Annotated in this window: 26 protein-coding genes, 1 tRNA gene and 1 riboswitch; of the genes, 25 read left to right on the plus strand and 2 right to left on the minus strand. The window is 66.4% G+C overall.

Annotated elements, in window-relative coordinates:
• The first annotated feature begins 2 nt into the window (after positions 1 to 2).
• The 12 genes from H5T73_01845 to H5T73_01900 all read left to right on the plus strand — a co-directional run bounded on the left by H5T73_01845 (position 3) and on the right by H5T73_01900 (position 8,234).
• Positions 3 to 1,010, plus strand: coding sequence for a 2-hydroxyacyl-CoA dehydratase (locus H5T73_01845; protein ID MBC7246508.1), 1,008 nt, complete (start codon positions 3 to 5; stop codon positions 1,008 to 1,010).
• Positions 1,010 to 1,798 (plus strand): 2-hydroxyglutaryl-CoA dehydratase, encoded by a 789-nt coding sequence (locus H5T73_01850; protein MBC7246509.1) that lies wholly within the window; start codon positions 1,010 to 1,012, stop codon positions 1,796 to 1,798. The genes H5T73_01845 and H5T73_01850 overlap by 1 nt, the downstream gene beginning before the upstream one ends.
• Positions 1,785 to 2,168, plus strand: coding sequence for a 6-carboxytetrahydropterin synthase QueD (gene queD / locus H5T73_01855; protein ID MBC7246510.1), 384 nt, complete (start codon positions 1,785 to 1,787; stop codon positions 2,166 to 2,168). Before H5T73_01850 ends, queD begins: the two co-directional genes overlap by 14 nt.
• A gap of 44 nt (positions 2,169 to 2,212) precedes the next feature.
• Entirely contained in the window at positions 2,213 to 3,013 is an 801-nt protein-coding gene (locus H5T73_01860) for a 7-cyano-7-deazaguanine synthase (protein MBC7246511.1), read from the plus strand.
• On the plus strand, positions 3,010 to 3,597 hold the full coding sequence (locus H5T73_01865; protein MBC7246512.1) for a DUF366 family protein: 588 nt from the start codon (positions 3,010 to 3,012) through the stop codon (positions 3,595 to 3,597). Before H5T73_01860 ends, H5T73_01865 begins: the two co-directional genes overlap by 4 nt.
• A gap of 152 nt (positions 3,598 to 3,749) precedes the next feature.
• Positions 3,750 to 4,592: a 7-carboxy-7-deazaguanine synthase QueE gene (locus H5T73_01870; protein ID MBC7246513.1), complete on the plus strand. Its 843-nt coding sequence runs from the start codon at positions 3,750 to 3,752 to the stop codon at positions 4,590 to 4,592.
• Between the two features lie 123 nt (positions 4,593 to 4,715).
• Positions 4,716 to 5,354, plus strand: coding sequence for a DUF3786 domain-containing protein (locus tag H5T73_01875; protein ID MBC7246514.1), 639 nt, complete (start codon positions 4,716 to 4,718; stop codon positions 5,352 to 5,354).
• A 171-nt stretch (positions 5,355 to 5,525) separates the two neighbouring features.
• Positions 5,526 to 6,026 carry an HNH endonuclease gene (locus tag H5T73_01880; GenBank protein ID MBC7246515.1) on the plus strand — a complete coding sequence of 167 codons (501 nt, stop codon included), beginning with the start codon at positions 5,526 to 5,528 and terminating at the stop codon, positions 6,024 to 6,026.
• Positions 6,023 to 7,051: an MBL fold metallo-hydrolase gene (locus tag H5T73_01885; GenBank protein ID MBC7246516.1), complete on the plus strand. Its 1,029-nt coding sequence runs from the start codon at positions 6,023 to 6,025 to the stop codon at positions 7,049 to 7,051. The genes H5T73_01880 and H5T73_01885 overlap by 4 nt, the downstream gene beginning before the upstream one ends.
• Positions 7,052 to 7,343: 292 nt before the next feature.
• Positions 7,344 to 7,418 (plus strand) — tRNA-Arg (locus tag H5T73_01890).
• A gap of 19 nt (positions 7,419 to 7,437) precedes the next feature.
• Entirely contained in the window at positions 7,438 to 8,004 is a 567-nt protein-coding gene (locus H5T73_01895; protein ID MBC7246517.1) for a tetratricopeptide repeat protein, read from the plus strand.
• The gene (locus H5T73_01900) at positions 8,004 to 8,234 is read left to right on the plus strand and encodes a hypothetical protein (GenBank protein ID MBC7246518.1); all 231 of its coding nucleotides are present in this window, start codon (positions 8,004 to 8,006) and stop codon (positions 8,232 to 8,234) included. Before H5T73_01895 ends, H5T73_01900 begins: the two co-directional genes overlap by 1 nt.
• A 45-nt stretch (positions 8,235 to 8,279) precedes the next feature.
• On the opposite strand, the gene H5T73_01905 is transcribed toward H5T73_01900, so the two are convergent.
• A complete protein-coding gene (locus H5T73_01905) occupies positions 8,280 to 8,861 on the minus strand; it encodes a DUF1844 domain-containing protein (GenBank protein MBC7246519.1) in 582 nt (193 codons plus the stop codon).
• Between the two features lie 198 nt (positions 8,862 to 9,059).
• A riboswitch (TPP riboswitch) is annotated at positions 9,060 to 9,155 on the plus strand.
• A gap of 91 nt (positions 9,156 to 9,246) precedes the next feature.
• On the opposite strand from H5T73_01905, the gene H5T73_01910 reads away from it, so the two are divergent.
• The 9 genes from H5T73_01910 (at position 9,247) to H5T73_01950 (ending at position 18,153) form a co-directional block, all read left to right on the plus strand.
• On the plus strand, positions 9,247 to 10,029 hold the full coding sequence (locus H5T73_01910; protein ID MBC7246520.1) for a thiazole biosynthesis protein: 783 nt from the start codon (positions 9,247 to 9,249) through the stop codon (positions 10,027 to 10,029).
• A gap of 2 nt (positions 10,030 to 10,031) precedes the next feature.
• The gene (gene thiE / locus H5T73_01915) at positions 10,032 to 10,676 is read left to right on the plus strand and encodes a thiamine phosphate synthase (GenBank protein ID MBC7246521.1); all 645 of its coding nucleotides are present in this window, start codon (positions 10,032 to 10,034) and stop codon (positions 10,674 to 10,676) included.
• 68 nt (positions 10,677 to 10,744) lie between these two features.
• Positions 10,745 to 12,040, plus strand: coding sequence for a phosphomethylpyrimidine synthase ThiC (gene thiC / locus H5T73_01920; GenBank protein MBC7246522.1), 1,296 nt, complete (start codon positions 10,745 to 10,747; stop codon positions 12,038 to 12,040).
• 61 nt (positions 12,041 to 12,101) lie between these two features.
• Complete coding sequence (gene thiL / locus H5T73_01925) at positions 12,102 to 13,082, plus strand: thiamine-phosphate kinase (protein ID MBC7246523.1); 981 nt, start codon at positions 12,102 to 12,104, stop codon at positions 13,080 to 13,082.
• 144 nt (positions 13,083 to 13,226) lie between these two features.
• Positions 13,227 to 14,030 carry a bifunctional hydroxymethylpyrimidine kinase/phosphomethylpyrimidine kinase gene (gene thiD / locus H5T73_01930; GenBank protein MBC7246524.1) on the plus strand — a complete coding sequence of 268 codons (804 nt, stop codon included), beginning with the start codon at positions 13,227 to 13,229 and terminating at the stop codon, positions 14,028 to 14,030.
• A gap of 106 nt (positions 14,031 to 14,136) precedes the next feature.
• Positions 14,137 to 14,766, plus strand: coding sequence for a phosphodiesterase (gene yfcE, locus H5T73_01935; protein ID MBC7246525.1), 630 nt, complete (start codon positions 14,137 to 14,139; stop codon positions 14,764 to 14,766).
• Positions 14,767 to 14,999: 233 nt separating this feature from the next.
• Positions 15,000 to 15,584, plus strand: coding sequence for a hypothetical protein (locus H5T73_01940; GenBank protein ID MBC7246526.1), 585 nt, complete (start codon positions 15,000 to 15,002; stop codon positions 15,582 to 15,584).
• A gap of 218 nt (positions 15,585 to 15,802) precedes the next feature.
• Positions 15,803 to 16,783 carry a hypothetical protein gene (locus tag H5T73_01945; protein MBC7246527.1) on the plus strand — a complete coding sequence of 327 codons (981 nt, stop codon included), beginning with the start codon at positions 15,803 to 15,805 and terminating at the stop codon, positions 16,781 to 16,783.
• Between the two features lie 119 nt (positions 16,784 to 16,902).
• Positions 16,903 to 18,153, plus strand: coding sequence for an aspartate aminotransferase family protein (locus tag H5T73_01950; protein ID MBC7246528.1), 1,251 nt, complete (start codon positions 16,903 to 16,905; stop codon positions 18,151 to 18,153).
• 2 nt (positions 18,154 to 18,155) lie between these two features.
• Here H5T73_01950 and H5T73_01955 read toward each other — a convergent pair whose 3' ends face one another.
• Positions 18,156 to 18,344 carry a 50S ribosomal protein L28 gene (locus H5T73_01955; protein ID MBC7246529.1) on the minus strand — a complete coding sequence of 63 codons (189 nt, stop codon included), beginning with the start codon at positions 18,342 to 18,344 and terminating at the stop codon, positions 18,156 to 18,158.
• A gap of 209 nt (positions 18,345 to 18,553) precedes the next feature.
• On the opposite strand from H5T73_01955, the gene H5T73_01960 reads away from it, so the two are divergent.
• From H5T73_01960 to H5T73_01975, 4 genes are all read left to right on the plus strand, one after another.
• Positions 18,554 to 20,167 carry an NAD(P)/FAD-dependent oxidoreductase gene (locus H5T73_01960; GenBank protein ID MBC7246530.1) on the plus strand — a complete coding sequence of 538 codons (1,614 nt, stop codon included), beginning with the start codon at positions 18,554 to 18,556 and terminating at the stop codon, positions 20,165 to 20,167.
• A gap of 135 nt (positions 20,168 to 20,302) precedes the next feature.
• The gene (locus tag H5T73_01965) at positions 20,303 to 22,840 is read left to right on the plus strand and encodes a hypothetical protein (protein ID MBC7246531.1); all 2,538 of its coding nucleotides are present in this window, start codon (positions 20,303 to 20,305) and stop codon (positions 22,838 to 22,840) included.
• A gap of 25 nt (positions 22,841 to 22,865) precedes the next feature.
• A complete protein-coding gene (locus H5T73_01970) occupies positions 22,866 to 24,464 on the plus strand; it encodes a glycosyltransferase family 39 protein (protein ID MBC7246532.1) in 1,599 nt (532 codons plus the stop codon).
• A 340-nt stretch (positions 24,465 to 24,804) separates the two neighbouring features.
• Positions 24,805 to 26,247 carry a glycosyltransferase family 2 protein gene (locus H5T73_01975; protein MBC7246533.1) on the plus strand — a complete coding sequence of 481 codons (1,443 nt, stop codon included), beginning with the start codon at positions 24,805 to 24,807 and terminating at the stop codon, positions 26,245 to 26,247.
• Positions 26,248 to 26,264 lie beyond the last annotated feature (17 nt).

The raw sequence follows: 26,264 nt of genomic DNA on the forward strand, positions 1-26,264 counted from the left end.
ATATGGCGAGGATAGGAATCACCACCACGGTACCCGTCGAGGTCATCTACGCCGCCGGGCACGTGCCGGTCGACCTCAACAACGTGTTCGTGTCCAGCCCCGCCTGCGGAGAGCTCATCGAGGAGGCCGAGCTCGCGGGGTTCCCGCGCTCCTTCTGCGCCTGGATAAAAGGGATATACGGGGCGGTGCGGCGCATGCCCGACCTGGGGGCGGTGGTGGCCGTCACGCAGGGGGACTGCTCCAACACCCATGCCCTCATGGAGACCCTGCAGTGCGAGGGCATGGAGGTCATCCCCTTCGCCTATCCCTACGAGCGCGATTACGACCTGCTGCGCGCGCAGGTCGAGGGCTTCGCGCGCCGCCTGGGGACCACCCTGGAGGAGGCGCAGGCGGAGATGCGCCGCCTGGACAGGGTGAGGAGGAAGGCCCGCCGCGTGGACGAGCTGTCCTGGAAAGAGGGCCTGGTGAGGGGCCTGGAAAACCATCTCGCCCTGGTGAGCTGCAGCGATTTCGAGGGGGACCCGGAGGGGTTCGCAACGAAGCTGGACCTGTTGCTGGAGGAGGTCGCGAAGAGGAGGCGGGACGAGGGTTTCAGGCGCGCCGAAGACATGGTGCGCCTGGGCTACGTGGGCGTCCCCCCCATGGCCCCCGAGCTCTACGAATACCTGGAATCGCTGGGGGCGAGGGTGGTCTACAACGAGACGCAGAGGCAGTTCAGCCTGCCCTTCGACACGGGGGACCTGGTGGAGAAGTACCGCCGCTACAGCTATCCTTATTCCATATTTTACCGTTTGAGGGACATAAGGCGCGAGGCGGCACGCCGCCGCCTGCGGGGGCTGATACATTACGTGCAGAGCTTCTGTTTCCGGCAGGTCGAGGACATCATCCTGCGCCGCTCGCTCGACCTGCCCATGCTCACCCTGGAGATGGACCGCTCCTCCCGCCTCGACGCCCGCACCAGGATGCGCCTCGAGAACTTCGTCTCCGTGCTGAGGAAGGATAGAGGCTGATGGACGTGCGTTACGGGGTGGACCTGGGCAGCCGCCGCGTGAAGGTCGCCGCAGAACAGGATGGCGGCGGCTACCGTTACCTGGGGCCCTTCGACACCGCCGCCTTTTATCGTGATCACGTGGAACCCGGCGGGGGAGGCGGCACCCTTCTATACGGGGGATTGGGCATGGAGGAGGGTCTGCCCCTGGCGGTGACGGGTTACGGGCGCGCGCGCCTGGGCGGGGGAGCGCTTGCCGTGCCCGAGCTGGAGGCGGTGGTGGCGGGAGTCCGTGAGCTCACCGGGCTGCGGGACGCCGTGATCCTCGACGTGGGAGGCCAGGATTCCAAGGCGCTGCTCATGAAGGACGGGCGGCTGGCTGACTTCGCCGCCAACGACCGTTGCGCCGCCTCCTCGGGGCGCTTCATGGAGAACATGTGCGCCGCACTGGGCATGAGCCTGGAGGAGCTGGGCGGGCACTGGGAGGACCCCGTGGAGCTCTCTTCCACCTGCGCCATCTTCGGGGAGAGCGAGCTGGTGGGCCTGCTGGGGGAGGGGGTGCCCAGGGAGCGCCTGGCGGCGGGCGTGAACCACGCCATACTGCGCCGCCTCCTACCGCTCCTCGCGCGCTTCCCCGCGGCTTCCCTGGTCCTCACCGGCGGGGTGGCGTACAATAATGCCCTGCGCAGGCTCATCGGGGAGAGGCTGGGGACGGAGCCCCTGGTCCCCCACCCCCCCGATTTCGTGGCCGCCGTGGGGTGCTGCCGCCTGGGGGCGCGCGTGGAGGAGGGCGATGATGGAAGAATTTGAGATCTCGGCCGCCGTGCACTTCGACGCCGCGCACCGCCTGCCCGGGTATCACGGGCCCTGCGCCCGCCTGCACGGCCACCGCTGGCGGGTGGAGGCGGCGGTGGCGGGCGAGCGGTTGGACGATACGGGCATCCTCGTCGACTTCATGAAAGTCAAGGAATGGCTGCAGGATATCGTCTCCGCCTTCGACCACCGCTGCCTCAACGAGGTGGAGCCCTTCACGGCGATGGCGCCCACCTCGGAGAACCTGGCCCGCCACGTCTACGGCGAGCTGGCGAGGAGGATGGGCGAGCGGGCGGGGGCGGTGCGGCTTTCCTGGGTGAGCGTATCCGAGTCCCCGGACACGCGCGTGGTCTACCGGGAGGCATAGCCCGCGCCGCGTGCAGCGGGGAAGGTGCGGCTCACCGCGGAACCTTGAGGCGGTGTTGGGGCATGGAGGCATCGCGGGACATGCGGAGGAAAAAGTCGGAAAACCTGGTGCTCCTTTCCGGGGGCCTGGACTCCGCCGTGAATCTTCTCATGGCTCTGCGCCGTGGCGGGGTGGGGCTTGCCGTCACCGTGGACTACGGCCAGAGGGCGGCGCGGCGCGAGGTGGAAAGGGCGTCCGCGCTGTGCGCGGTGCACGGGGTCCGACACGAGGTGATCGCGGCGAAGTGGCTGGGTAAATATTCCAGGGACGCCCTGACCACGCCGGGGGTCGCTTTTACGGGCGTGGCGGCGGGGACGGAAGGGGCAGGGGACGGTGAGCCCACAACGGCGCGGGACGATGCATCATTGCACGCGCTCTGGGTCCCCAACCGCAACGGCCTGCTGGCCAACGTGGGCGCCTGCCTGGCGGAGGCGCTGGGGATGAGGTACGTGGTCATGGGCCTCAACGCGGAGGAGGGCGCCGTCTTCCCGGACAACTCCCCCGCTTTCATAAGGGAGATGAACCGCGCCTTTTCCTATTCCACGCTCTCCAGGGTGCGCCTGAGGAGTTTTACCAAGAACATGAATAAAATGGAAATAATGGCAGAGGCCCTCGCCTGCGGACTCGATTTTCGCTACCTTTGGTCGTGCTATAATGAGGGGGAATTGATGTGCGGTTCCTGCCCCTCCTGCGCACGGCTTCTCGCAGCCGCCGAGGGGTTGGGGGTGAGGGATAGGCTGAAGGGATATTTCGGGAGCGGGCGCTCGCCGCAAGGGGACGCCGGTCAAAGGGGAGAGATTCCATGAAGGGTAAATACATCAAGGGTAGAAGCATCACCTACGACGGCTCGCAGCTGCGTTCCCATTACGCCTATACCGAGCACGACGTGCAGGGCGACTCCGTGGTCGCTTTCCGCGGACCCTGCCGGGTGGGGGTGGACGATCTCGTGGACCTGGAGGACCGCAAGAAGAAGGCCGAGATCTACAGCGAGGAGATGGCCCATTTCATAGTGGAGCTCTTCGGGCGCGACCTTGACCTGACCCTGGCCATTCAGCGCCTCCTCCTCTGCGTGATCAAGGACGTCATCGAGGAGCTGAAACCGGAGCTCTTCATCAACCGCCGCGGCGATGACCTCTACATAGAGGTGGAGGTGGACGAGGGCGAGGAGGAGAACCGCAAGCTGACGGTGAGCGTGGCCACCGCCAGCCCCGTGTCCACGCTCATCCATACGGGCATCAACATCTCCAGCCGCAACACTCCCGTGCCCACCCTGGGGCTTGACGACCTGGAGATCCCTGTGGACGATTTCATCCTCAAGGTCCTGCAGGGGTTCATAAACGAGATGAAGGGGATGGAGCTCGCGCGCTGCAAGGTGCGCGCCGTCACCTGAAGAGCGGTCGTGTCCTTCCGGCTTACGCTCCCGCGCACCGCGTACCCGCCTCGCGGGGCATGCGCCCCCGGCCGACGCGGGCGGGGGCGGCCCGCGCCGTCGCCGTGCGGGATAAGCTGTCGCGCGCGCGGGGGGAAAGCGGTGGTGTGCCTGTGAACGTCTGCGAGGTATTCCCGTCCTTCCAGGGCGAGGGCGTGCTTGCCGGGGTCCCGCAGGTCTTTCTGAGGCTGGGAGGGTGCAACCTCGACTGTTCGTATTGCGACACGCCCTGGGCGAGGGCGGAGTCGGACACGTGTCGCGTGTACGGATGGGAAGGGCTCCTGGAAACAGTTACCAACCCGCTGGATGCGCGGCTCCTCGCCGAGCGGGTCGCGGCGTTATGGGAAAGCGGCATGCACTCGCTGAGCCTCACCGGCGGCGAACCGCTCCTGCAGGCAGAAGGGCTGGCGGAGCTGCTGCCCGTGCTGCGCCGCCGGGGCATGCCCGTCTACCTAGAGAGCAACGGCACCCTTCCGGAGAAGCTGGCCGCACTGCTGGAATGGGTGGACTGGATCGCCATGGACCTCAAGCTGCCGTATTCCCAGGGCGGGAAAGACTACCTGGAAGCGCAGCGGGATTTCCTGCGCCTGGCCTCCTCGCGGCGCTTGTTCCTCAAGGTGGTCATAGAGGAGGGTACCCCCGCCGGAGAGCTGGAACGTTTCCTGCGCGTCATGGCGGGGGTGGCGGAAGGCGTGCCGCTGGTGCTGCAGCCGGTATCCCTCCCCCTACGGGATACGGCGCGGGGGCCTGGCACATGGGGCGGCGGGAAGGAAGCGCCGGCTGGCGAGGGCCGGGGCGAAGGTTGCGCGGGAGGCGCGCAGCCGCCCGCAGCGGTTGCGCGGGACAGGGTGGGAATAAGCGCGGAGCGCGCGGCCGCCTTCCTCCGCATCGCCTCCGCCCATTTCCGTGATGTCCGGGTCATCCCCCAGCTGCATCGCGCCTGGGGGATAAGGTAGGCGACCGTGCACCCCTTAAAAGCTCCGCACGTCGGCCGTTCCCGCGCGCCCGCACGGCTCATGGGACGCCGGCCCGCCGTGTGCTATATTCATGCCGGATTCGGAAAGGCGAGGTGATCTCGGATGGCACTCGACCACGCGCCGGAGGACCTGAAGAGGGCGCGCGAGAAGGCGGCGAGGGAGTTCAGGCTCCTGGACCCGTCCTGGATGGCTTCACGCTCGGGGACCTTCTATTCCTACCCGCGGCGCACCTTCTTCGTCCCCTTCTTCGGCGAGCCGTACTCCGTCTCCTACCCGGAAGGCACGGTGGCGCGCGGAAACGGCAGCCCCGCGGGGGCGCGGGAGGCGCTCATCGTCGTGCATTACCTCGTGAACGCGGACGGCACGCCGGTGCAGGGAAGGTGGGTGGCCTACCGCGACCTTCCCGGGGCGCGTTACCACGAGCCTGCCTTCGTGGCCGAGGTGGAGAACCCCCTCTCCCGCGGTTTGGCGGGGCGGCGGGAGGAGCTGCGGGGATGGGCGGAGGAGAACGCCGAGGCCGTGGACCTTCCCGGGGACGTGGCAGCGGCCTGGTACGTGCTGCCGCGCGTGCCGCTGCTGCTCGTCTTCAACGACGGGGACGAGGAATTCCCGGCGAGCGCGCGCGTTTTCTTCGACGCGAGCGCGCCGCATTACCTGCCCACCGAGGACCTCTCCGTGCTGGCGGAGCTCGCGGCGCTGCGCCTGCTCGAGGAGACCGGAGCCCTGGGCGCGGGGCATTAAAAGCGCGGCAGGCGTCCGTGAGCGGGCCGGAACGGCGCCCGCCCGTTGTTCCATACGCGCCTCATAGTTTAATATTAGGTGCAAAGCGGCGAGGAGAGGAAGGAAGAAGGAGGTAACTACGCGCAGCGGATAGGAGGGGCCTGGCGCCGCTGTGACGTGGAAGAGGAGACAATGCTCAGGGTACTGGTTCTCAACGCGTCCTATCAGCCCTTGAACCTCGTTAACTTGAGACGGGCGGTGGTGCTGGTTCTCAAGAACAAGGCGGAGGTCATCGAGGAGGGTGACGGGGTCCTGCATTCCGAGAGGCTCGAGATGCCTTTTCCTTCCGTGATACGCCTGGTCTATTACGTCAACGTCCCCTACAGGACGGTTTCCCTCAACCGCAGGGCCGTGTTCGCGCGCGACAACCACACCTGCCAGTACTGCGGGGGCAGGGCGGAGAGCATCGACCACGTCGTCCCGCGCAGTCGCGGGGGAGAGCACAGCTGGGAAAACGTGGTAGCGGCCTGCAGGAGGTGCAACACGCGCAAGATGAACCGGCTGCCCGCGGAGGCGGGATTGAAGCTGCTGCGCAAGCCCAGCGAACCCCGCGACCACGTGTGGTTCCTCAGCCTGGCGGGCGAGATACACCCCACCTGGGAACCGTACCTGGAAACGGCCATGGTGGGATGAGCCGGGACAGCTTCAGCTACCAGGATCTGGTAAGGAAGATCCGCGACGACATCGTGCACGTGGATATCCCCATCCCGCACGTGCTCCGCAACGTAAACCTCTACCTTTTCCTGGGGAAGGAGCCCGCCCTCATCGACGCCGGTCCCTACCACCCCGTCATGGCGGAGATCGTGGAGGGCGCCCTGCGGGCGGCGGGAATGCGCGAGTTGCACCACCTTTACCTCACCCACTCCCATATCGACCATTTCGGCAATGCGGCGAGGATCAGGAGCTTGACGGGGGCGCGCGTGGTCGCGCACCGCGCCGAAAGCCCCCGCATCGAGAGGGCGCGCGAGAGGCTGCGCCGGGAATACGCCTGCTACGCGTCCATGAACCCGCTCATGGGTTTTCCGGAGGACGTGGCGCAGGCCATATTCGGGCTCGCGCACCGCTGGATCGAGCTGTCGGAACCCTGTCCCCTGGACGGCAGGCTGCGCGGCGGCGAGACGGTGGTGGCGGGTGACCGTCGCCTGGAGGTCATCCACACCCCTGGACATACCGCGGGCCACGTCTGCTTCTACGAGAGGGAGGAGGGGATACTCTTCTCCGGCGACCACCTCATGCGCTCCATCACCCCCAACCCGGAGCTCTACTGCCCACCGCGCAGGGGCCATGTCACCGGCCTCTCCCAGTTCATGGAGTCCCTCGAGCTCCTGAAGGGATACGAGGTGAAGGAGGCGTATCCGGGGCACGGCCAGCCCATCAGGCAGGTGCGGAGGCGCATCGACTTCAACCTGCTGCACCACCGCCGCAGGCTGGAGAAGACGGCGGAGGCGGTGGACGAGGGATGCAGCACCGTCTGGCAGGTGGCCCTGCGCCTTTTTCCCCAGGTGCGGAACAAGCCCCCGGACATCGATCATTTCCTTGCCCTGAAGGAGGCGCTGGGGCACCTGCTCATCCTCGAGGAACGGGGGGAGGTGCGCAGGACGGAGGGGGAGGGGGGCGAGTGGCGTTTTCTGCCCGCGGAGGAGAGTAAGCGGGGGTAGTCCCCGGGGGGAGCGGGTTGCCCCGCGGCGGGAAGTCCCCCGAGCGAGGGGACGGGGAAGGGGAAGGAAAGGCGCGGACGGCACCCGCGGGCTTCCACGGCCCGGGCCACCAAGCCTGCGCGGCAAGGCGGGTGAGGGACGGAGCGCGAAAAGGCCCCGCGCCGCGGGAAGCACCGTCGCGCGGGAGGATTGCTTCCGGAAAGGCCTCTCGCACGGCGTCTCGCGACATGACTTGCGTTGAAAAGCCCCGGGGGCCTTGTTAATATGTAGGTGTCGCTCAGGGCTTACCGGTGCCCTTGTAGCTCAGTGGATAGAGCAGTGGCCTCCGGAGCCACGTGCGGGAGTTCGAATCTCCCCAAGGGCGCCATTTTTTCGAGGGGCGCGATTTGTCCGAAACGACGCGGTGCTTCAACTGCAGCAAGGAGGTACCCCTGGGGGTCGAGAGGTGCCCGGTCTGCGGTTTCTCCTTTCTTGGCGGCCGCATCGAGGCCATCAAGGAGGCGACTGAACTGAACTCCCAGGCCCAGCTCCTCGATTCCAGGGGAAAGTTCGACGAGTCCGTCCCCCTTTACCGCAAGGCCGTGGAGCTCTACCCCGAGTTCGTGGTGGCCTGGTACAACCTGGGAATCGCGCTGGGGAAGCTGTCGCGGCACGAGGAGGCGATGGAAGCCCTCGGCCGGGCCATCGCCTTGAAGCAGGATTTCGCGGCGGCCTACGCGGCGCGAGGAGACGTGCGCGCCTCGGCGGGCGATTACGACGGCGCGGTCAGCGACTATTCCATGGCCCTGGAGCTCTATCCGGACTACGCGCAGGCCTATTACAGGCGGGCCCTCGCCTGGATGGAGATGAAAAAGACGGAGGAGGCGTGCCAGGACCTGGAGGACTATCTCTTCTACAAGCCGCATGACGCGCGTGCGCGAAGGCGACTCGAGAGATTGAAGGGAGGAGCGTGATGCCGGTGGCCGACCTGGAGGGTTTCAGGGCGCTCTGTGAGCCCAAGAAGGAATGCGAGTTCATGATCTGGACGGTGGGCGGGCATTATTTCCGCGGCACGCTGGACGAGGTCGACGAGCGCGGTTTCCTGGTCCTCAAGGACGTTAGCTGTACCCTGGCGGGGGAGAGGCAGGAGCGCGAAGCGGTCCACGTGGCCGTGCACGCCATCGATGCCTTTTCCTGGGAATAGGCCGCCCCGCCACCGCCTGGCGGGCCGCCTTGGGGGCACGTTGCCCTATCCCCTCTTGAGCTGCACGAAGTTCAGCTGCAGGTTGGCCAGGACGCCGCGAAACGGCCTCAGGCCCTCCTCGGCGATCTTCCCCTCCGCGCCCTTGACCATCGCCTCGAGGATGTCGATGGCCAGCCGCGCCTGGTCCAGGTCTCGGTACTTGAGGTTCACGCTCTCGGGCAGGCCCATCTTCAGGTAACCCATGCTGGCCATCTGGTTCATCATGGTCAGCACCACATCGGCCACCGTGACCCGCTCCAGGCTCTCCTCCAGGAGACGGTGGAATTCCTCCTCGCTTACCTCGCGCTCCTCGCGCGCCTCGACGCGCTCCTCGCGCGTGCCGGGCGCGGAGTCCTCCGCCGTCCCGCCCGCGGCGGGCTTTTCCCGCTCCTCCGCTTTCGTCGCGGCCTGCGCGCGGGTCGCCGCACGTTTTCCCGTGCCGGTCTCCTCCCGGGTGGCCTTGCCCTTATCGCGCGCCGCGTCTTTGCCCGCCGCCTTCTTGCCGGCGCCCTCCCGCGGCTTTTCTCCCGTCGTGGCGGCCTTGCCGGTCCGGGGCTTGCGCGGCGCCTTTTCCTCCTTTTCCGCCATGGCGACCTCCTTTCCGGGATTTCGACTCACGCCGTTTCGCGCGAAAACGGCAACGTACCGGTATGGGGCGGAACGAACGGGTTGATGTCCGCCCTTCCTTCCCCTGTTGCCTTATTGTATATTTTACATGAGGAAATATGCCGTATGCGCAGCCGCAGGGCCTGTCCCGAAGCCGCAGCGCAGGTTGACAACCGCATAAGCTCCATGTAGGGGTGCTCCCGAGCGGGGGCTGAGAGCATACCCTCGGAACCTGACCTGGGTAATGCCAGCGTAGGGAACATGGTCGATTCGTGACGATCGATTGTTTTCGCGGCGCCGCCCGGTCGGGCGGCGCTTTTTATGCGGGAAGGTCCGCTCCGGCGAGGAGGAAACGGAGGTAGGAAAGGTGTCACTGGAAGAGACGGCGATAACGGCGTGCATCACGCGCTCCTTCTGCGAGGACTTCCTGGCCGACCTGGAGCTCGACGTGGCCGTCGCGGGCGCGGGGCCCTCGGGGATAACCGCCGCGCGCTACCTGGCACGGGCGGGCGCGAAGACCGCCGTGTTCGAGAGGAACCTCTACGTGGGAGGTGGGATGTGGGGAGGAGGCATGCTCTTCCCGCGCATCGTGGTGCAGGAGGAGGCGAAGCCCCTGCTGGATGAGGTGGGAGTGCGCCTGCGGGAGGCCGCGCCTGGACTCTACGTGGCCGACTCCGTGGAAGCCGTGTCGTGCTGCGCCGCCGCGGCACTGCGGGCGGGAGCCCGCATCTGGGTGGGCATGGGCGTGGAGGACCTGGTTCTCAGGGAGGACCACCGCGTGTGCGGCGTGGTGCTCAACTGGATGGCGGTGGAGAGGGCGGGGCTGCACGTGGACCCCATGGCGCTGCGCGCGCGCCTGGTCATCGACGCCACCGGCCACGACGCGGAGGTATGCCGTACCCTAACGCGCAAGGTGCCCGGGCTGCGCCTTCCCACGCCGGACGGTTCCGTGGTGGGGGAGATGCCCATGTGGGCGGAGAAGGGCGAAGGTTCCCTGGTGGAGAACACGAGGGAGGTGCATCCCGGGCTCATCGTGGCCGGCATGACGGCGAACGCCGTCTTCGGCTCGTACCGCATGGGGGCCGTCTTCGGGGGGATGCTCCTTTCCGGGAAGAGGGCCGCGGAACTGGCCCTGGAATCACTGGGGTGAGGATGGCGGGACGACTGCGCCTGGGAGTCTACGTTATAACCCTCGCCGACGCGGGGCGGGGCAGGGGACACGTGGACGTTGCCCGCGCCGCCCTGGCGGGAGGCGCGGACGCCCTGCAACTGCGGGACAAGGCGCTGGATGGGGGCGCGCTCTACCGCCTCGCCCTGGAGGTCCGCGGTGCGGTGGAGGAGAGCGGCGCCGACTGCCTTTTCCTGGTGAACGACCGCGTGGACGTGGCCGTCGCCGCGGGGGCGGACGGCGTCCACCTGGGCCAGGAGGACCTCCCTGCCCCCGCCGCCAGGGCCCTGCTGGGAGAGGGATTGATACTGGGCATCTCGGCGGGCACGGTTGCGGAGGCGGTGAGGGCGGAGAGGGAGGGCGCCGATTACCTCGGCGTGGGCCCGGTCTTCCCCACCCCCAGCAAGGCCGACGCCGGCGAGCCGATAGGGCTGGAGGGCCTGCGCAGGATCAGGGACGCCGTGGCTTTGCCCCTGGTAGCCATAGGGGGCATAGACGAGGGGAAGGTGGAGGCCGTCTTCGCGGCCGGGGCGGACGGGGTGGCGGTGATCTCGGCCGTCGCCTCCGCCGCGGACATGGAGGCCGCGGTCAGGCGGCTGCGCAGGGCCGTGGACTCCTGCAGGAAATGAGCGGGGCCCGACCCCCGTGCATGTTCGGATGACGTCCGGGAGGGACGGATATGGAAAGAAAAACGGTGATGGAGGAGCTGAGGAGGGGGATACTGCCGCCCTGCGTGGCGGATGCCGCTTCCCTGGAAGGACTTTCCAGTGAGGACGTGGCGGAGGCGGTAGCCGCCGGGACGGCGGTGGTCCCCTGCAGTGTCGCGCGCAGAATGGAGAGGCCGTGCGTCATCGGGGGAGGTTCGCGCACCAAGGTAAACGCGAACATCGGGACCTCGAGCGACTATGCCGGGGTCGACGAGGAGCTGGCCAAGCTGCGCGCTGCGGTGGAGGCGGGCACCGACGCGGTGATGGACCTATCCACGGGCGGGCCCATAGACAGGGTGCGGGAGGCGGTGGTGGCTGCCTCGCCCGTGCCGGTGGGGACGGTGCCCATCTACCAGGCGGCGGTGCGCGCGCAGGAGGAAAAGGGCAGCATCGTGGCCATGAGTGAAGAGGACATGTTCCGCGCCATAGAGGACCACTGCGCGTCGGGGGTCGACTTCATCACCGTGCACTGCGGGGTGACCGCGGGGGTGCTCGAGACCCTGAAATCCAACCCCAGGGTGGCGGACATCGTCAGCCGCGGCGGCGCTTTCCTGGCGGGGTGGATCCTGCATAACGGGAAGGAGAACCCGCTTTACGAGCGATTCGACCGCCTGCTCGAGCTTGCCCGCAGGTACGAGGTGACGCTGTCCCTGGGCGACGGCCTGCGACCGGGTTGCATCGAGGACGCCACGGACCCCGCGCAGGTTGCCGAGCTGGTGGTGCTGGGCGGCCTGGTGAAGCGCTGCCGCGAGGCGGGGGTGCAGTGCATGGTGGAGGGACCGGGGCACATACCCCTGCACCAGGTGGAAGCCAACGTGAGGCTGGCGAAAGGCATAACCGGGGGCGCCCCCTTCTACGTGCTGGGGCCCCTGGTCACCGACGTCGCGGCGGGATACGACCACGTGGCGGCGGCCATAGGGGGAGCGCTGGCCGCGATGGCGGGCGCCGATTTCCTCTGTTACGTCACGCCCCGCGAGCACCTGGGGCTTCCCACCGCGGAGGACGTGAGGGAGGGGGTCATAGTGACCAGGATCGCCGGGCACGCGGCGGATATCGCGCGCGGGATCCCGGCGGCCCGCGAATGGGACCTGCGCATGAGCCGGGCACGCAAGGCGCTGGACTGGGAGGGACAGCTGGGCATGGCCCTGGACCCGCGCAAGGCGCGCCGCCTCTTCGGCGAGCGCCAGGTGGAGGGCGAGAAGGCCTGCACCATGTGCGGAGATTTCTGCGCCATGCGCTTCATCTCGGAGTACCTGGGGCGCGAGGAGGTGCCGGCCTGCGGGTGAGCGCGGGGGAACGAGAGGAGCCGGGTTGGCGCGGAGGCCAGGGCGAGGCGAGGAGGTAACGTTGCGCGTCTCGGATGCGGGGGAATTCGGGCTCATCGCCATCCTGCGCGGGATGCTGGGCGAGGGGGCCGGCGACCTCCTGCGCGGCGTGGGTGACGATGCCGCGGTCATCCGCGGCCCCGGCGGGGCCCTGTGGGCATACACCGCCGATGCCCTGGTGGAGGGGGTGCACTTCGACCTCTCCTATACCTCGTGGCACTCCCTGGGCTACCGGGCGCTGGCGGCGAACCTCTCCGACCTGGCCTCCATGGGGGGATGCGGAAGCTCCTATGCGCTGGTGGTGCTGGGCCTGCGGGAAGAGGTGGAGACGGAGTCGGTGGAGGAGATGTACCGCGGCATGCTGGAGTGCGGAGACGCCTTCGCGTGCCGCCTGGCGGGAGGGGATATAGTGCGCTCGGCCGGGGGGTTGTTCGTTTCGATATCACTGGTGGGCAGCCTGGAGGGCGGGCGTTACCTGGCGAGGGGAAACGCGCGGCCGGGTGAGCTGGTCCTGGTCACCGGGTCACTCGGAGATTCCAGTATCGGCCTGGAATGGCTGAGGAGGGGAGGGGAGGCGGGACATCCCTGCGCCGCGCGGCACCTTTACCCGCGTCCCCGCCTGGAGGAGGGCAGGCTCGCTATGCGGATGGGTGCCACCGCCGCCATAGACGTGAGCGACGGCCTGCTGCGCGACCTGGGGCACATCTGCGAGGAGAGCGGGGTGGGCGCCGAGGTCTATCTCGAGGAGATCCCCGTCTCACGGGAGGCGAGGGAGCTGGCGCGGGAGTTGGGGACGGATCACCTGGGAGCAGCCCTGCACGGCGGCGAGGACTACGAGCTCGTCATCACGGCGGGCGATGAGAGCGCGCGTGAGATGGCGGAGCGGCTGCCGGCGTCGATAATCGGCAGGGTGACGGAGGGCGGCGGGGTCACCGTCCTGGACGGGGAGGGAAGGCGGGTGGAGGTCTCCCGCCTCGGCTACGAGCATTTCGGGCGGGGATGAGGCGCGGCGGGAAGGTCGCCCCTGCACGGTCCTTCATGGGAATAATTTCCATAATGGCGCGGGGGAGGGATGGAGAAACGGGCACGGCGCGGGGAGGACCGTGCGTGGCTTGACGGGCGGCAGGAGGTCATGCGGGGGAACAGGATGTCCGGGAAGAAGAGCTGGCCGGTGGCGCTCACCGTGGGGGGTTCCGATTCCGGGGGCGGGGCGGGCATACAGGCCGACCTCAAGACCTTCTTCTCCCTCGGCGTGCACGGGGCGTGCGCCCTTACCAGCGTGACCTCGCAGAACACGCTGGGGGTGGTTTCCCGCTTCGATCTTCCCGCGCAGGTGGTGATCTCCCAGGTGGAAGCCGTGATGGACGACATGGCGGTGGCGGCGGTGAAGACGGGCATGCTGGCCACCGCCGCCGTGGTGAAAGCGCTCGCCGCCTTCCTCGCGGAGAGAGGGGTGCGGAACCTGGTGGTCGATCCCGTGGTGCTCTCCTCCAGCGGGCAGCGGTTGCTGGACGCGGAGGCCGTCGCGGTGATGGCGGGGTCGTTGCTCCCACTCGCCGCCGTTTTCACGCCCAACCTGTACGAGGCATCGCTCTTCTGTGGCGAGGAGATAAGGGGCGTGGAAGGGATGAGGAAAGCGGCCCGGAAACTCCTCGCCCTGGGGCCGACCTGCGTGGTGGTGAAGGGCGGACACCTGGCCGGCAAGGAGGCCACCGACATATTCTATGACGGGAAGGAGATGCTCGCGCTCTCTTCGCCGCGGGTGGAGACGGAGGACGATCACGGCACCGGCTGCGTCTTCTCGGCGGCCATAGCGGCGCGCCTCGCGCGGGGAGAGGGGTTCACGTGCGCGGTACGGGGGGCCAAGCGGGACGTGACGGCGGCGCTGCGCAGCTCCCTGCGCCTGGGGGCGGGGAGGGGAGCGGTGAACCCCCTCTCCCGCGGGCGATGAGACGGGCGTGATATGGAACCGGCCCACGGCCGTTGCTATCCTATCATGTGGGCGGCGACATGCATGTGGGCGGCGACATGCGGGCGCCGAAGCCAGACAGGGAGGATTGACGCAGGCGGGAAACGCCTGGTTGAACAAGGCGGAGGCACGGGAAAGGCTCGCTTCGGGGAAGGAGGTTGCCGAGATGAGGATCGGGCTGGTCAGCGATACGCACGGTGACCCGGCTTCCTGGCGCATGGCCATGCGGGTCCTGAGCGGATGCGAACTCATCCTCCACGCGGGGGACCACCTCTACCACGGGGCCTTCAACCCGGTGCTGCCCACCTACGACCCGCAGGAGATGGCGCGGGAGTTCAACGAATGCCCCATCCCCGTGCTGCACGCGCGGGGGAATTGCGACTCGGACGTGGACCAGCTGGCCCTGCGGGACCCCATCCTGTCGCCTTACGTGATATGCCGCCTGGAGGGGCTGAACATCATGCTCACCCACGGCGACGCCATGGGCGAGCCGGAGCTGGTGGATTTGGCACGAAGGTACGGGATGCGTCTTCTCGTGCGCGGCCACACCCACGTGCACGGCATATGGGAACACGGCGACCTCCTCGTCTGCAATCCGGGGAGCCCGTCCCTGCCCAAGGGCGACGGCGTTCCCTCGGTGGGTATCCTGGAAGACGACACCGTGAGGCTCTACGATATCAGGAGCGGCGAGGCCATACAGGCCGGGTCCCTGCCCTGACGGGAACTCCCCCGACGGGCGGGAGCGGCGGGACGCGGGCGGAGAGCAACCGCGTGATGCACGTTTCTATTGACGCGGCGGCGGGAGAGGGTGTGGGCGCCGCGGAGCGCAGTGGACCGGACCCGTAAAAGGGAAAGGCGCGGCCGCGATAGAATATAGGATACGCGGAGGGAAAAGGACGTTCGCGAAAGGTATCGAGAAGGAAGGCATTTTCGTCACAGGAGGTACGAGAGATGAAAAAGGCGTTGCTGATCGGTCTGGTTGTCGTCCTCACGCTCGCTCTCGTCGCCGCGGTCGCCGGGTGCGGCGACAAGAACAAGGACACCGCCAAGCAGTACATGAGGGAGGGAGACGGTTACTACGAGGAAGCCAAGGTGACGTGGAGCGACATGGAGAACAAGCAGACGGAGCTGGCGGGCAAGGCGATGCAGGGCGATTTTTCCGCCTTTACCGGGGAAGCCGGCGCGGCCCTGCAGAAGGAGATCGAGACCACACTGGCCGGGATCAATGACAAGCTGGATGAAGCCGCCGCGTCCTACAAGAAGATCACCGGTCTCGAGGGGGTACAGGACTACAAGGAGTACGCCTCCGTTATGATCGATGCCGTGGAGGTCAGGCAGAGCATGGTGGATGCCGCCAAGGCCCTCATCGTGGAGATGAGCGAGGCCTTCGCGGCGGTCGCCCAGGGAAAGGACGTCGACCTCATCTCCATGCTCATGGGAAGCGAGAACATGAAGAAGGTCGACGAGCTGGCGGCCGAACTTACGAAGCTGGAGAAGGAAGCGGAAAAGATCAAGAAGGATAAGAACCTGGTATAGCCCTCGCGCGGCACGCGGGATGGCGAGGGCCCGGTCATCACGCGGAGCAGCAGGCTCGAAACCGACCATGGTCGCGTAGGGACCGTGGCGGCGAAGGAAGCGGACTCCCCCGTGCGGAGGCAGCGAAACACGAGGGGAGAGGGGCGCGCTCGCCCCGGTGAAGGTGGCTGCAGCGGCGGGCTTCCGCCGCTGCTCGACTTCTTGGGAGGCGGACCGCGGTGCCAGCCATAGAGGTCGACCCGGAGTTGCTGCGGGAATTCGAGCTCGGGCTGCAGCCGAGCCGGCCGGAAAGGAGCGCCATCCCGGCGCGCATACTGGGATACGGCGAGATAAGCACCGTCTTCGAGATAGCGCGCGGGGACCTGGAGGGTATAGCGTGCAAGCGGCTGCCGATATTCCGCGACCGGCGTGAAATAGAGGAATACGAGCGCATATACGTGGAGTACAACCGCCTCCTGGAGGAAGAGATCGGGCTCAAGCTTCCCCCGCACGGTTACGCTGAGACGACGGGAAAGGGAGGACGACCCGTTTTCTTCATATTGCAGGAACGCGTGCCGTCGTCTTCCATCGGCAACAACGCCATAGCTTTCCTCGACGCAGGGGGAGTCTCGGAGCTCGTACTGCTCGTCTTGCGCGAGTTGCGCAAGGTCTGGGATTACAACCTCAGGCAGAAGGAGTTCGAGGTAGCCATAGACGGACAGATATCCAACTGGTCCGTCGCGGGGTTCGACCCCGGCAACCCGCGCCTGGAGGAGGGGCAGGTCCTGTATTACCTGGATACCAGCACCCCGCTTTTCAGGGTGGCGGGGACGGAACAGCTCGACCCGGAGCTTTTCCTGCGCAGCGCGCCTTCTTTCCTGGTGTGGATAATAAGGCTGGCCTTCCTCGGGGACGTCATGACCCGTTACTACCGGCCCCGCCTGGTGGCGACGGACCTGGTGGCCAACTTCTACAAGGAAGGCAGGGCGGACCTGGTACCCCGCCTGGTGGAGACCGTGAACCATTTCTTCCTGCGGGAGGCGCCCCACCTCGGGGTGGAGCCCCTCAGCGTGAAGGAGGTGTCTTCCTATTATCGAGAGGACGCCCTCATATGGTCGCTCTACCTCTATATGCGCAGGCTGGACCGCTTTCTGCGCGGCACGGTCCTGCGGCGCGAATATCCCTACATCCTGCCCGGGAGGATAAGGCGCCGCCGGTGAGGCCTCGCTGCGCGGTCGCGGCCCCGGCGGCAGGGCGGAGGAGGGCTTGGTCATAGTGATGTCTGGCGGTGATGCGGCGAGGAAGGAAGGGGACTTAGCGGCAGCTTGGGGGTGTGACCATGAAGTTCATCGGGCGTGACGGTAAGGAGACCGTGATCGAGAGGTTCGCCAGGCACGTCTCCAGCGGGAAAGCGAGGTTCTTCCGCCAGGTGGGAATAGATTTCATCTTCGCGCGCCGCGAGGGGATATACGTGTGGGACCTTGACGGAGAGCGCCTGATCAACTGCCACTGCAACGGCGGCGTCTTCAACCTCGGGCACCGTCACCCGCGTATAGTGGCCGCGCTGCGGGACGCGCTGGAGGAGCTGGACATCGGCAATCACCACCTCATAAGCGAGCACCGGGCCCTGCTGGCGGAAAAGCTCGCCTCCCTCTCGCCCGGCGACCTCAACCGCGTCATCTTCGGCGTGGGAGGGGGCGAGGCGGTGGACACGGCCATCAAGCTGGCGCGCGGCCACACCCGCAGGCCGGGGATCATCTCCGCGGTGGGCGGCTACCACGGGCACACGGGGTTCGCGCTGGCCACGGGGGATGACAAGTACAGCGAGCCGTTCGCTCCCCTGCCGCCCGCCTTTTACAAGGTGCCCTTCGGCGACCTTTCCGCGCTCGAGGAATGCATGGGCGAGGACGTGGCGGGGGTGATATTCGAGGCCATACCCGCGACCCTGGGCATCGTGATCCCGCCCGAGGGTTATTTCGCGGGCGTGCGCGAGCTGTGCGACCGCTACGGGGCGGTTATGATCATCGACGAGGTTCAGACTGGGCTTGGGCGTTGCGGGGCGACGTGGTGCATCGATACCTACGGGGTGGTCCCGGACATCATGGTGACCGGCAAGGGCCTCTCGGGCGGGCTCTATCCCATCACCGCCACCGTCTACAGCGACCGCCTCAACCCCTTTTTCGACGAAAACCCGTTCATACACGTGTCCACCTTCGGCGGCGCGGAGCTCGGCTGCCACGTGGCCCTGGAGGTCCTGCGCATCCTCGAGGAGGAGGGATTCCTCGCGCACGTGCGCGACGTGGCGCGCGTGTTCGAGGAGGGCTTCGCCGCCCTCAGGAGGTCACATCCCGACATCCTCGAGGAGACCAGGCAGCGTGGACTGATGATGGGCCTGAAGATGGCCAACGAGGCCTGCGGCCCCCTCATGACCCTGGCCGGCTTCAGGCACGGGATCCTGACCATCTACGCCAACAACGACACCTCGGTGAGCCAGATACTGCCCCCGCTGATCATCGCAAGGGAGGAAGCGGAAACGGTATTGGAGGCACTGGACGCCATGCTCTACGACGTGGAGAAGGCTTTCTCGTGAGGTCAGTGGCGCGTGACCTTGCCCGCCTTCATGCACTTGGTGCAGACGTTCATGTGGGCCGGTTTGCCGTCGACCAGCACCCGGATCTTCTGGATGTTGGGGTTCCACCGCCGCTTGGTCTTGCGGTGGGAGTGGCTGATATTGAACCCGAACGAGGGTTTCTTGCCGCAAACCTCGCAGATCCTGGACATCTCGACCTCCTGTCAATTTCCCGCTGTATGTTACCAGAAGCCATGGTGACAGGCAACCCAGGCACCTGGGCACCGGGCGGGGACGGAAGGGGCCGAGGGAGCGGAAGGGGCGGAGGGGGGGCTCCCGCGAATTATTGAGGGGGCGCGTTTATGATGATATAAAGGTTTGCGGGATCGCAAACGGCGGAACGGGAAGCGGGAGAAGGAACATGGGAGAAAGAGCGGTCGTTATCGGTGCGGGACCCGCGGGGCTCACGGCAGCCTACGAGCTGCTGACGCGCACGGACATCGTCCCCGTGGTGCTGGAGATGACCTCCGACATAGGCGGCATCTCCAAGACCGTGAAGTACAAGGGGAACCGCATGGACATCGGGGGCCACCGCTTTTTCTCCAAGTCCGACCGGGTGATGAGCTGGTGGCTGAACATCTTCCCCCTGCAGGGCGCCCCGGCGAGGGACGACCTGGTGCTGGGGAGGGAGGTCCCCTATGCGCCGGAGCAGTGGTACGCGGAGCTCGCCTTGCAGGAAAAGGCGCGCGCGGCGGGTTTCCCCGATCCCGAGAAGAGCGACGAGGTGATGCTGGTGCGGGGCAGGATCTCCCGCATCCTTTACCTGCGCAAGTTCTTCGACTACCCCATAACCCTCAGCCGCCGGACCTTTACCAACATGGGGCTGGCCCGCTCCCTCAAGGTGGGTTTCAGCTACCTCTACGCCCAGGCGTTCCCCATCCGCGAAGAGAGATCGCTGGAGGACTTCTTCATCAACCGCTTCGGGCGCGAGCTCTACCGCTCCTTCTTCAAGGACTACACGGAGAAGGTGTGGGGTGTTCCCTGCCAGGAGATAAAGCCGGAGTGGGGAGCCCAGAGGGTGAAGGGCCTTTCCATGTCCAAGGCCCTGCTGCACGCCCTGCGCAAGGCGGTGAGCAGGGACGGGAGCCTCTCGCAGAAGGACACCGAGACCAGCCTCATAGAGCGCTTCCTCTACCCAAAGCTGGGGCCCGGGCAGTTGTGGGAGAAGGTCGCCGACCTGGTGGAGGATATGGGGGGCAGGGTGCTCATGCGGCACAGGGTATGCGGGCTGGTCCGCGACGGCGGCAGGATCGTGGAGGTGGTGGCCAGGGACCTGGAGAGCGGGGAGGAGAAGCGTTTCCCCGCCGACTACGTCTTCTCCACCATGCCGCTGAGGGACCTGGTGGCGGCGATGGGCCCCGACGTGCCGGGGGAGGTGAGGGAGGTGGCGTCGCGGCTTCCCTACCGGGATTTCGTCACCGTGGGCGTTCTCCTGCGTAAACTCAAGGTGAAGAACGAGTCGGACGTGAAGACGGTGAACGACATCGTGCCCGACAACTGGATATACGTGCAGGAGAGGGACGTCAAGCTGGGAAGGATACAGATATTCAACAACTGGAGCCCCTACATGGTGGCGGACCCCGAGAAGGTGTGGATAGGGCTGGAGTACTTCTGCAACGAAGGCGACGGGATATGGTCCATGCCGGACGACATGATGGCGAAGTTCGCCGTCGACGAGCTGGTGAAGATAGGTTTCATCGACGGGGAGGACGTTCTCGACCACGTGGTGGTGCGCATGCCCAAGTGCTACCCGGCCTACCTGGGTTCCTACGAGAAGATCGGCGTGGTGACGCGATTCCTCGACGGCCTGGAGAACCTGTTCCCCATCGGCCGCAACGGCATGCACCGCTACAACAACCAGGACCACTCCATGCTCACGGCCATGATGGCCGTGGACAACATCCTGGAGGGGAGGACGGACAAGTCGAACATCTGGTCCGTCAACACGGAGCAGGAATACCACGAGGAAAAGTGAGGGCGCACACCCGCGGTCGCTTTCCCGTACGCTCTCTCCCCAGGACGCCTTCGCGGCGCGCGGCCCCGGTGCGGGGACCCGGTTAACCCGGCTCCGGTCGGATCGATTTCTATGGTTTTCGGGGATAGCGGGGATATGTGTCTTTCGGAGGTCAGCCGGGCGTTGAGCGAGAAGAGGTCTGCACGGGAAACGGCCCTGGCCCTGCTTTTCTTCACCGTCGTCACCTGCGCGTTCACCTTCCCGCTCGTCCTGCGCATGCACCGCTTGATCGTCGGGGACGTCGTGGACCCGCTCCTGAACAACTGGATCATCGCGCACGGCGCGAAGAGCATATTCACCTCGCCTTCCAGCTTTTTCCAGGGCAACATACTCTATCCCGCCAGGGACGTCATCACCTATTCAGAGCATTTCTTCACCCTGTCTCTCCTGATAGCGCCGGTCTATTTCGCCACCGGCAACCCGGTTCTCTGCCACAACCTGCTGATATTGTTCTCTTTCATCTTCTCCGGTCTGGGAGCCTTTCTGCTCGTCAGGTACCTGACGGACGATTACCGTGCCGGCTTGCTGGCGGGCACCTTCTTCGCCTTCTGCAACTACAAGTTCGCGCAGGTGACGCACCTGAACGCCTTCTTTTCGGCGTTCCTACCTTATGCCGTCCTCTATTTCCACAAGTTCTGGAAGGAGGGGAGGAAGAAGCATCTTTTCCTGTTCTTCCTCTTCTTCCTGGCGCAGGCGCTGGAGAGCTGGTATTACTTCGTTTTCGCGGCCGTCGTGGTGGGGCTGCTGCTGCTGGCGTACGCGTGGCGTTCGCGCCGCGATTTCCCCTGGAGGAGAGTCCTGGCCCTCGTCCTGGCCATGGCGGTCTGCCTCCTCTTCCTCTCCCCCTTCGCCCTTGCATACTTGAAGACCCACCGGCGCCTTCCCGGCTTCGAGCGGACGCTGGCGGAGAGCGAGTTCTACGGGATAGGCCCGCGGGACTTCCGCACCACCTTCCAGAACAGCCTGCTGTACGGCAACAACAACCCCCTGGTCAGGGCCGTCGACGGGGGGGAGAAGGTGGTCTTCACGGGCCTCGTCATACTGTTCCTTGCCTGCGCCGGCCTGTACCTGCTGCTGGCGCGGGGGGAAGACGGCAGCGAGGAAGCGGCCGCTTTCCGCGGCGGGTCCCGCGATGCGGAGGCGGCATACCTCTTCGCGGCGGCGGTCATCTTCCTGTTCATGCTGGGCCCCCGGGTGGCGGGGATAAGGAACTACTTCTACGTCGCCTTCTACGATATCGGGTTGCTGAGATTCATACGCGTGCCGGCCAGGTTCTTCGCTCCCCTATCCCTCTGCCTGGCGGTCCTGGGCGGGATCGGGATGCGGGGGCTGCTGCTCAACTGCCGGCAGGACAGGCGCGGTTTGCTTTCGCCTCGCGGGGCGCTGGCGGCGGCGCTGATCCTCCTGCTCCTGGCGGAGCTTGCCGTGTACGGTCTCCCCTTCAAGGAGGTCCCCCTTCGCGGGGAAATGCCGCAGGTGTACCGGTGGTTGCAGGAGCAGGGCGACGTGCGCGTGATCGAGCTGCCGTTCGGGGACATCGAGCCGTCCCCCAACTACGACGGCGCCCTCGCCATCGCCCCGAGCGACCTCTGGACCTACCTCTACCGCGAAAGCCTGTGCACGTACTGGAGCATCTTCCACGGACGCACCATCGCCAACGGCAACAACTACTGGCCTTACAGTTACCGCAGGATCGTGGCGGAGATGCAGGGTTTCCCCTCGCCGCGGACGGTGGAGATGCTGGGGGCCCTCCGCATCGACCTGGTCATCTGGCACTGGGACTGGGTTCCGGAGGAGTGGAGGGAGGATTTCAGGGTGAGGCTGCACGGCACCCGCGGACTGGAGCCGGTGATGGATTTCGGCGGTGAGGAGGTCTTCGCCGTGCGCACCGCGTCTGCTGCGCCGGGGCCCGATGAGCTCGAGGTGGACCTGGCGGCCCCCGGGGTTATCGGGGCGGGCATGGAGGCGGGGTGCGGGCTGCTGGTGGGCAACGCGAGCGGTTCCCCCTACGCCTATCTCGATGAAGGACCACACCTGTTGCGGGCGCGGTGGTCGGCCGGGGGAGAGACGGCGCTGGAGGAGGAGGTGAGGTTCTGGCCGCCCTTCTACCTCGCGCCGGGCGATCGTTCCCTGGTCCCCTTCACCCTGAACAAGGTCCCGCCGCCGGGAGTATACCGCCTGCAGGTGGAATTGATCGACTGGCCGCGGGCGGCCACCCTGGAAGCCTCCGTCAGGGTGGAGGAAGCGGCAGCCCGCGGAGGGGAGGAGAGGCACGAGCGGGCCGAGATCCACGATGTGCCGGAGGTGCTGGAGGTCGTGGGCGCCAGGGGAGGGCTCGTGCCCTTGCTGGTGGAGGTGGAGAACGCGGGGAGCGTCCTTCTTCCGGCGGGAACAAGGGACGCCGACGGCGTGGGGGCGACCCTCCTCGAGGTGAGCTGGAAAAAGGGGACGCACGAGGAGAGGATGAGGTGCCCCTTGCCCTGCGACCTCTCTCCCGGCCAGGTGACGGCGGTCCCCTTCTCCCTGCGCCTGCCTGGGGAGTACGGGAGCTGCGAGCTAAACCTTTCCGTGGTCGCAGCCGACGGTGAGCCGATATCGGGAGGTACGGGAGTGCGGATCCTGCAGAGGCCCTGATGCGGCGGAAGAGGTGAAACGGGCATTGGGAGAGAGGACGTTCCTGCGCAGGACGCTTGCCGGGCTCTACGGGAGGAGATACCCCGTCCTCCTGTGCCTGGTCTTCGTGCTCGCCGTGCTGCTGCGCTGCCGCTACGCGCGGTGGACGCACATCTACACGTACGACAGTTACTATTACCTGAACCTGGCGCGGGGGCTGATGCACGGCTTCTCCTATTCCCTCCGCGGCATGCCCCACGGCAAGTTCCTGCCGCTGTATCCGGCGGCCATAGGGCTCGCCTCCCTTATCTTTCCCAGCTATGAATCGGCGGCCAAGGCCGTGAGCATCTTCTTCAGCTCCCTGGTGGTTTTCCCCGCCTGCGGCATCGCCCGGCTCATGCTGGACAGGAAGGCGGGCGTCTTCGCGGCGCTTTTCGCGGCCGTGGAACCCATCTCCGTGACCTGGTCCACGATCCCCATGAGCGAGGGCCTCTTCGTCTTCCTGGCCTGCACGGCCCTTTACCTGTTTTTACGCTTCTGGAAACGGCGCTTCCGGGGAGACGCCAGGTCGCTGTACGGCGCGGCGTTCGTGAGCGGCCTCGCGGCCATGACGCGCTGGGAGGGATTGCTCGCCATGGCCATCTTCTTCCTCCTGGTCCTTTACGAGGTGGCTCGCCGCAGGATGGCCTGGAAGACCCTGCTCCTCATGACGCTCTTCTTCACGCTCGCCTATTCGCCCTGGTTGCTGAGGAACATCGCGGTGCGCGGCAACCCCTTTCCCCTGGATTACCTGACGGAGGTATCCGCGCACAAGGAGACCATCGCGGTGCCCATCCTGTGGAGCCGCTTCAAGAAATATATATTTTTCACGGAGTCGGTGGCCCTCTACGGGACCACCCACACCTACAACTACTGGCTGCTGCTGCTCGGTTACGGCGGCATGGCGCTGACCGCATGGAGAAGGGAGCTGCGGCGCTATTTCCCCGCCGTCTTTCTCTGGTGGCTGCTCTTCGGGCCGCTGCACTGCCTCTTCTTCTATTTCTCCTCGCGGTACGTCGTGGGGGCGGCCGCGCTCATGTGCGTGCTCGCAGGGGTCGCCTTCTCCGCCCTTTACGGTATCATCGTCTCCTCCTTCACGCGGAGGGCGCTGGTCGCCGGCGCCACGGTTTTCATGATCTCTCTCCTGTGCATGGCCTGCGTCTCGTCCGTCCCCATAATAAGGGACCACTTCTGGCGCAACATCCTGCGCCTGGAGGACGACTGCGGGGGTATCGCCCTGCGGGAGCTCATGTTCTGGGTGCGCGACAACCTCCCGGAAGACACCGTGCTGGCCGCGCACGCGGGGCAGATGGCCTCCTACTACCTGGGGAGGGATGTCCTCTATATAGGCGACTGGAGCAATTTCGATCCCGGGGACGTGGACCCGGAGGACCCCTGGCCGGACGTTAAGGAGAAGGGAGTGGACTACTTCGTGCTCCACGCGACGGCGCCGGACCTGGAGGAGGGGCTCGTGTTGTCGGAGATGCCGCCGGAGCTCGCCGCCTACATGAAGATAGAAAAGGTGACGGTGATGCAGCCGGTCCTGGGCGTCGACGACGTGAACTACGCCTTTCTCGTCAGCCTGCACCCTCCGCCGGGGGAGTAGGGGCTTCACCGGAGGAGTAAGGCCTCCATTTTCTGGGGCGCGGGCCGAGAGGCAGCAGGTCCCCCCTCGCCGCCGTGAGCCGGTATCGACCTTCGGGACGGGAACGTCGTTTTCGGCGGAACGGTGTTCGCCGGGCGTTCTGCGCGTCATGGCTCGGCCCGCTTTGCCCGCGCGCCCCGTATAACGTATCCTTTTCTCGTGGCGGACCGGGAGGCGGTTGCGGCGGAGGGGAGGAAGCGCATGGCCGAACGCCTTGAGGACAGCCGCCTCCGCAGCATCCGCGCCAGGGGCGGATGGAAACCTTGGAAGGCGCATCCGTAAAGGACCACCCGTAAAGGACATGTCAGGAGCGAAGGTCAGCTTCGTCATCGGCAACTACAACGGTCTCGGGGTCCTCCCCGAGTGCCTGGACTCGATCCTGAACCAGGGAGGAGGGGAGCACGAGATCATCGTGGTCGACGACGCGTCCACGGACGGGTCCGTGGAAATGGTGCGGGCGAGGTATCCCCAGGTGACCCTGCTGGTGAACGACGGGAACCGCGGTCTGCCCCATTCCCTCAACCGCGGCGCGCGGGCTTCCTCCGGCGCGTGGGTCGCCTTCCTCAACAACGACGTGGTGCTGGGGGAGGGATGGCTGGAGAGCATGCTGGCCGCCGTGGATACTTGGAGCGACGCCGTGCTTTTCGGGTCGCACCTGCTCTTCTACTCCGACAGGAGGGTGATCAACAGCACCGGGGGCATGATGAACCTGGCGGGTTACGCCTGGGACCGGGATATCTACGAGCGCGAGGGCGGGCGCGTTTCGTCGCCCTATATCTTCTTCCCCTGCGGGGCGGCCATGCTGGCGAAAAGGGAGTTCCTCGAAGAGGCGGGGCCCTTCGACGAAAAGCTGCGCGCCTATTACGAGGACGTGGAGTTGGGCTGGCGCGCCCACCTCCTCGGTTACCGCGCCGTGTACGTGCCCCGGGCCAGGGCGTACCACCACTTCTCGCTCAGCATGGGTTCCTTTTCCTCGCGCAAGGTATACCTCGCGGAGAGGAACCGCATACGCCTCATGGCCAAGTATTTCCAGTCGAGCACCCTCCGCTCCTGCTGGCCCTACTGGTGGCGGCTCTATTTCTTGCGCCTGGGAGAATACTGGCGAGACACGGAGAGGGGAGCGGCGGAGAGGCTGGGTCTCGCCTGGCGCATGCTCCTCGCGCCTGCCTGGAATCTCGTGCACGCACGCAGCCTGCTGCGGGAGAGGCGGAAATGGGCGGGGATGCGCAGGAAGGAGGACCGCGAGCTGTTGCACGAGATCATGGTCACCCGCCTTGAGGTCCCCTCGCTGCGCCCCTCCCCGCTGCTGCAGGACTACCGCCCGCGCCTTGCGGGCGAGGTGACGGGATACCGTGACGGGCTGGTCATGGGGCCCGGCGACGAGGCGAACCTGGGCGAGGGTTGGCATCGCCGGGAAACGGCTCCCGACGGGACCCGCTTCCGCTGGAGCGGGGAGAGGGCCGTCGCCTTCCTGCGTCCGAGGAAGAAGGCGGGCAGGTTGCGGATAAAGGCCTGTTACGGACCGGAGAGAAGCGATGCCCGACTGGCCGTGTCCGTGAACGGGAGCCACCTGGGGGAACTCGCCTTCCGGTCGTATCCCGCCACGTGTGAGTTGGCGTTCCCGGAACCCGTCGGGGGATTGCTGGAAATAACACTGGAGGCGAGGATGGATGCGGCGGCGGAGTCCCCGCCGGGCGGACCCGCGAGGGGCTTCGCCATCGCGAGGCTCGAGTTGAGGCGTTAGGCGAAGGTTGCGGTGAG

The sequence above is a fragment of the Actinomycetota bacterium genome (genome assembly GCA_014360655.1).
GTDB lineage: Bacteria > Actinomycetota > Geothermincolia > Geothermincolales > RBG-13-55-18 > JACIXC01.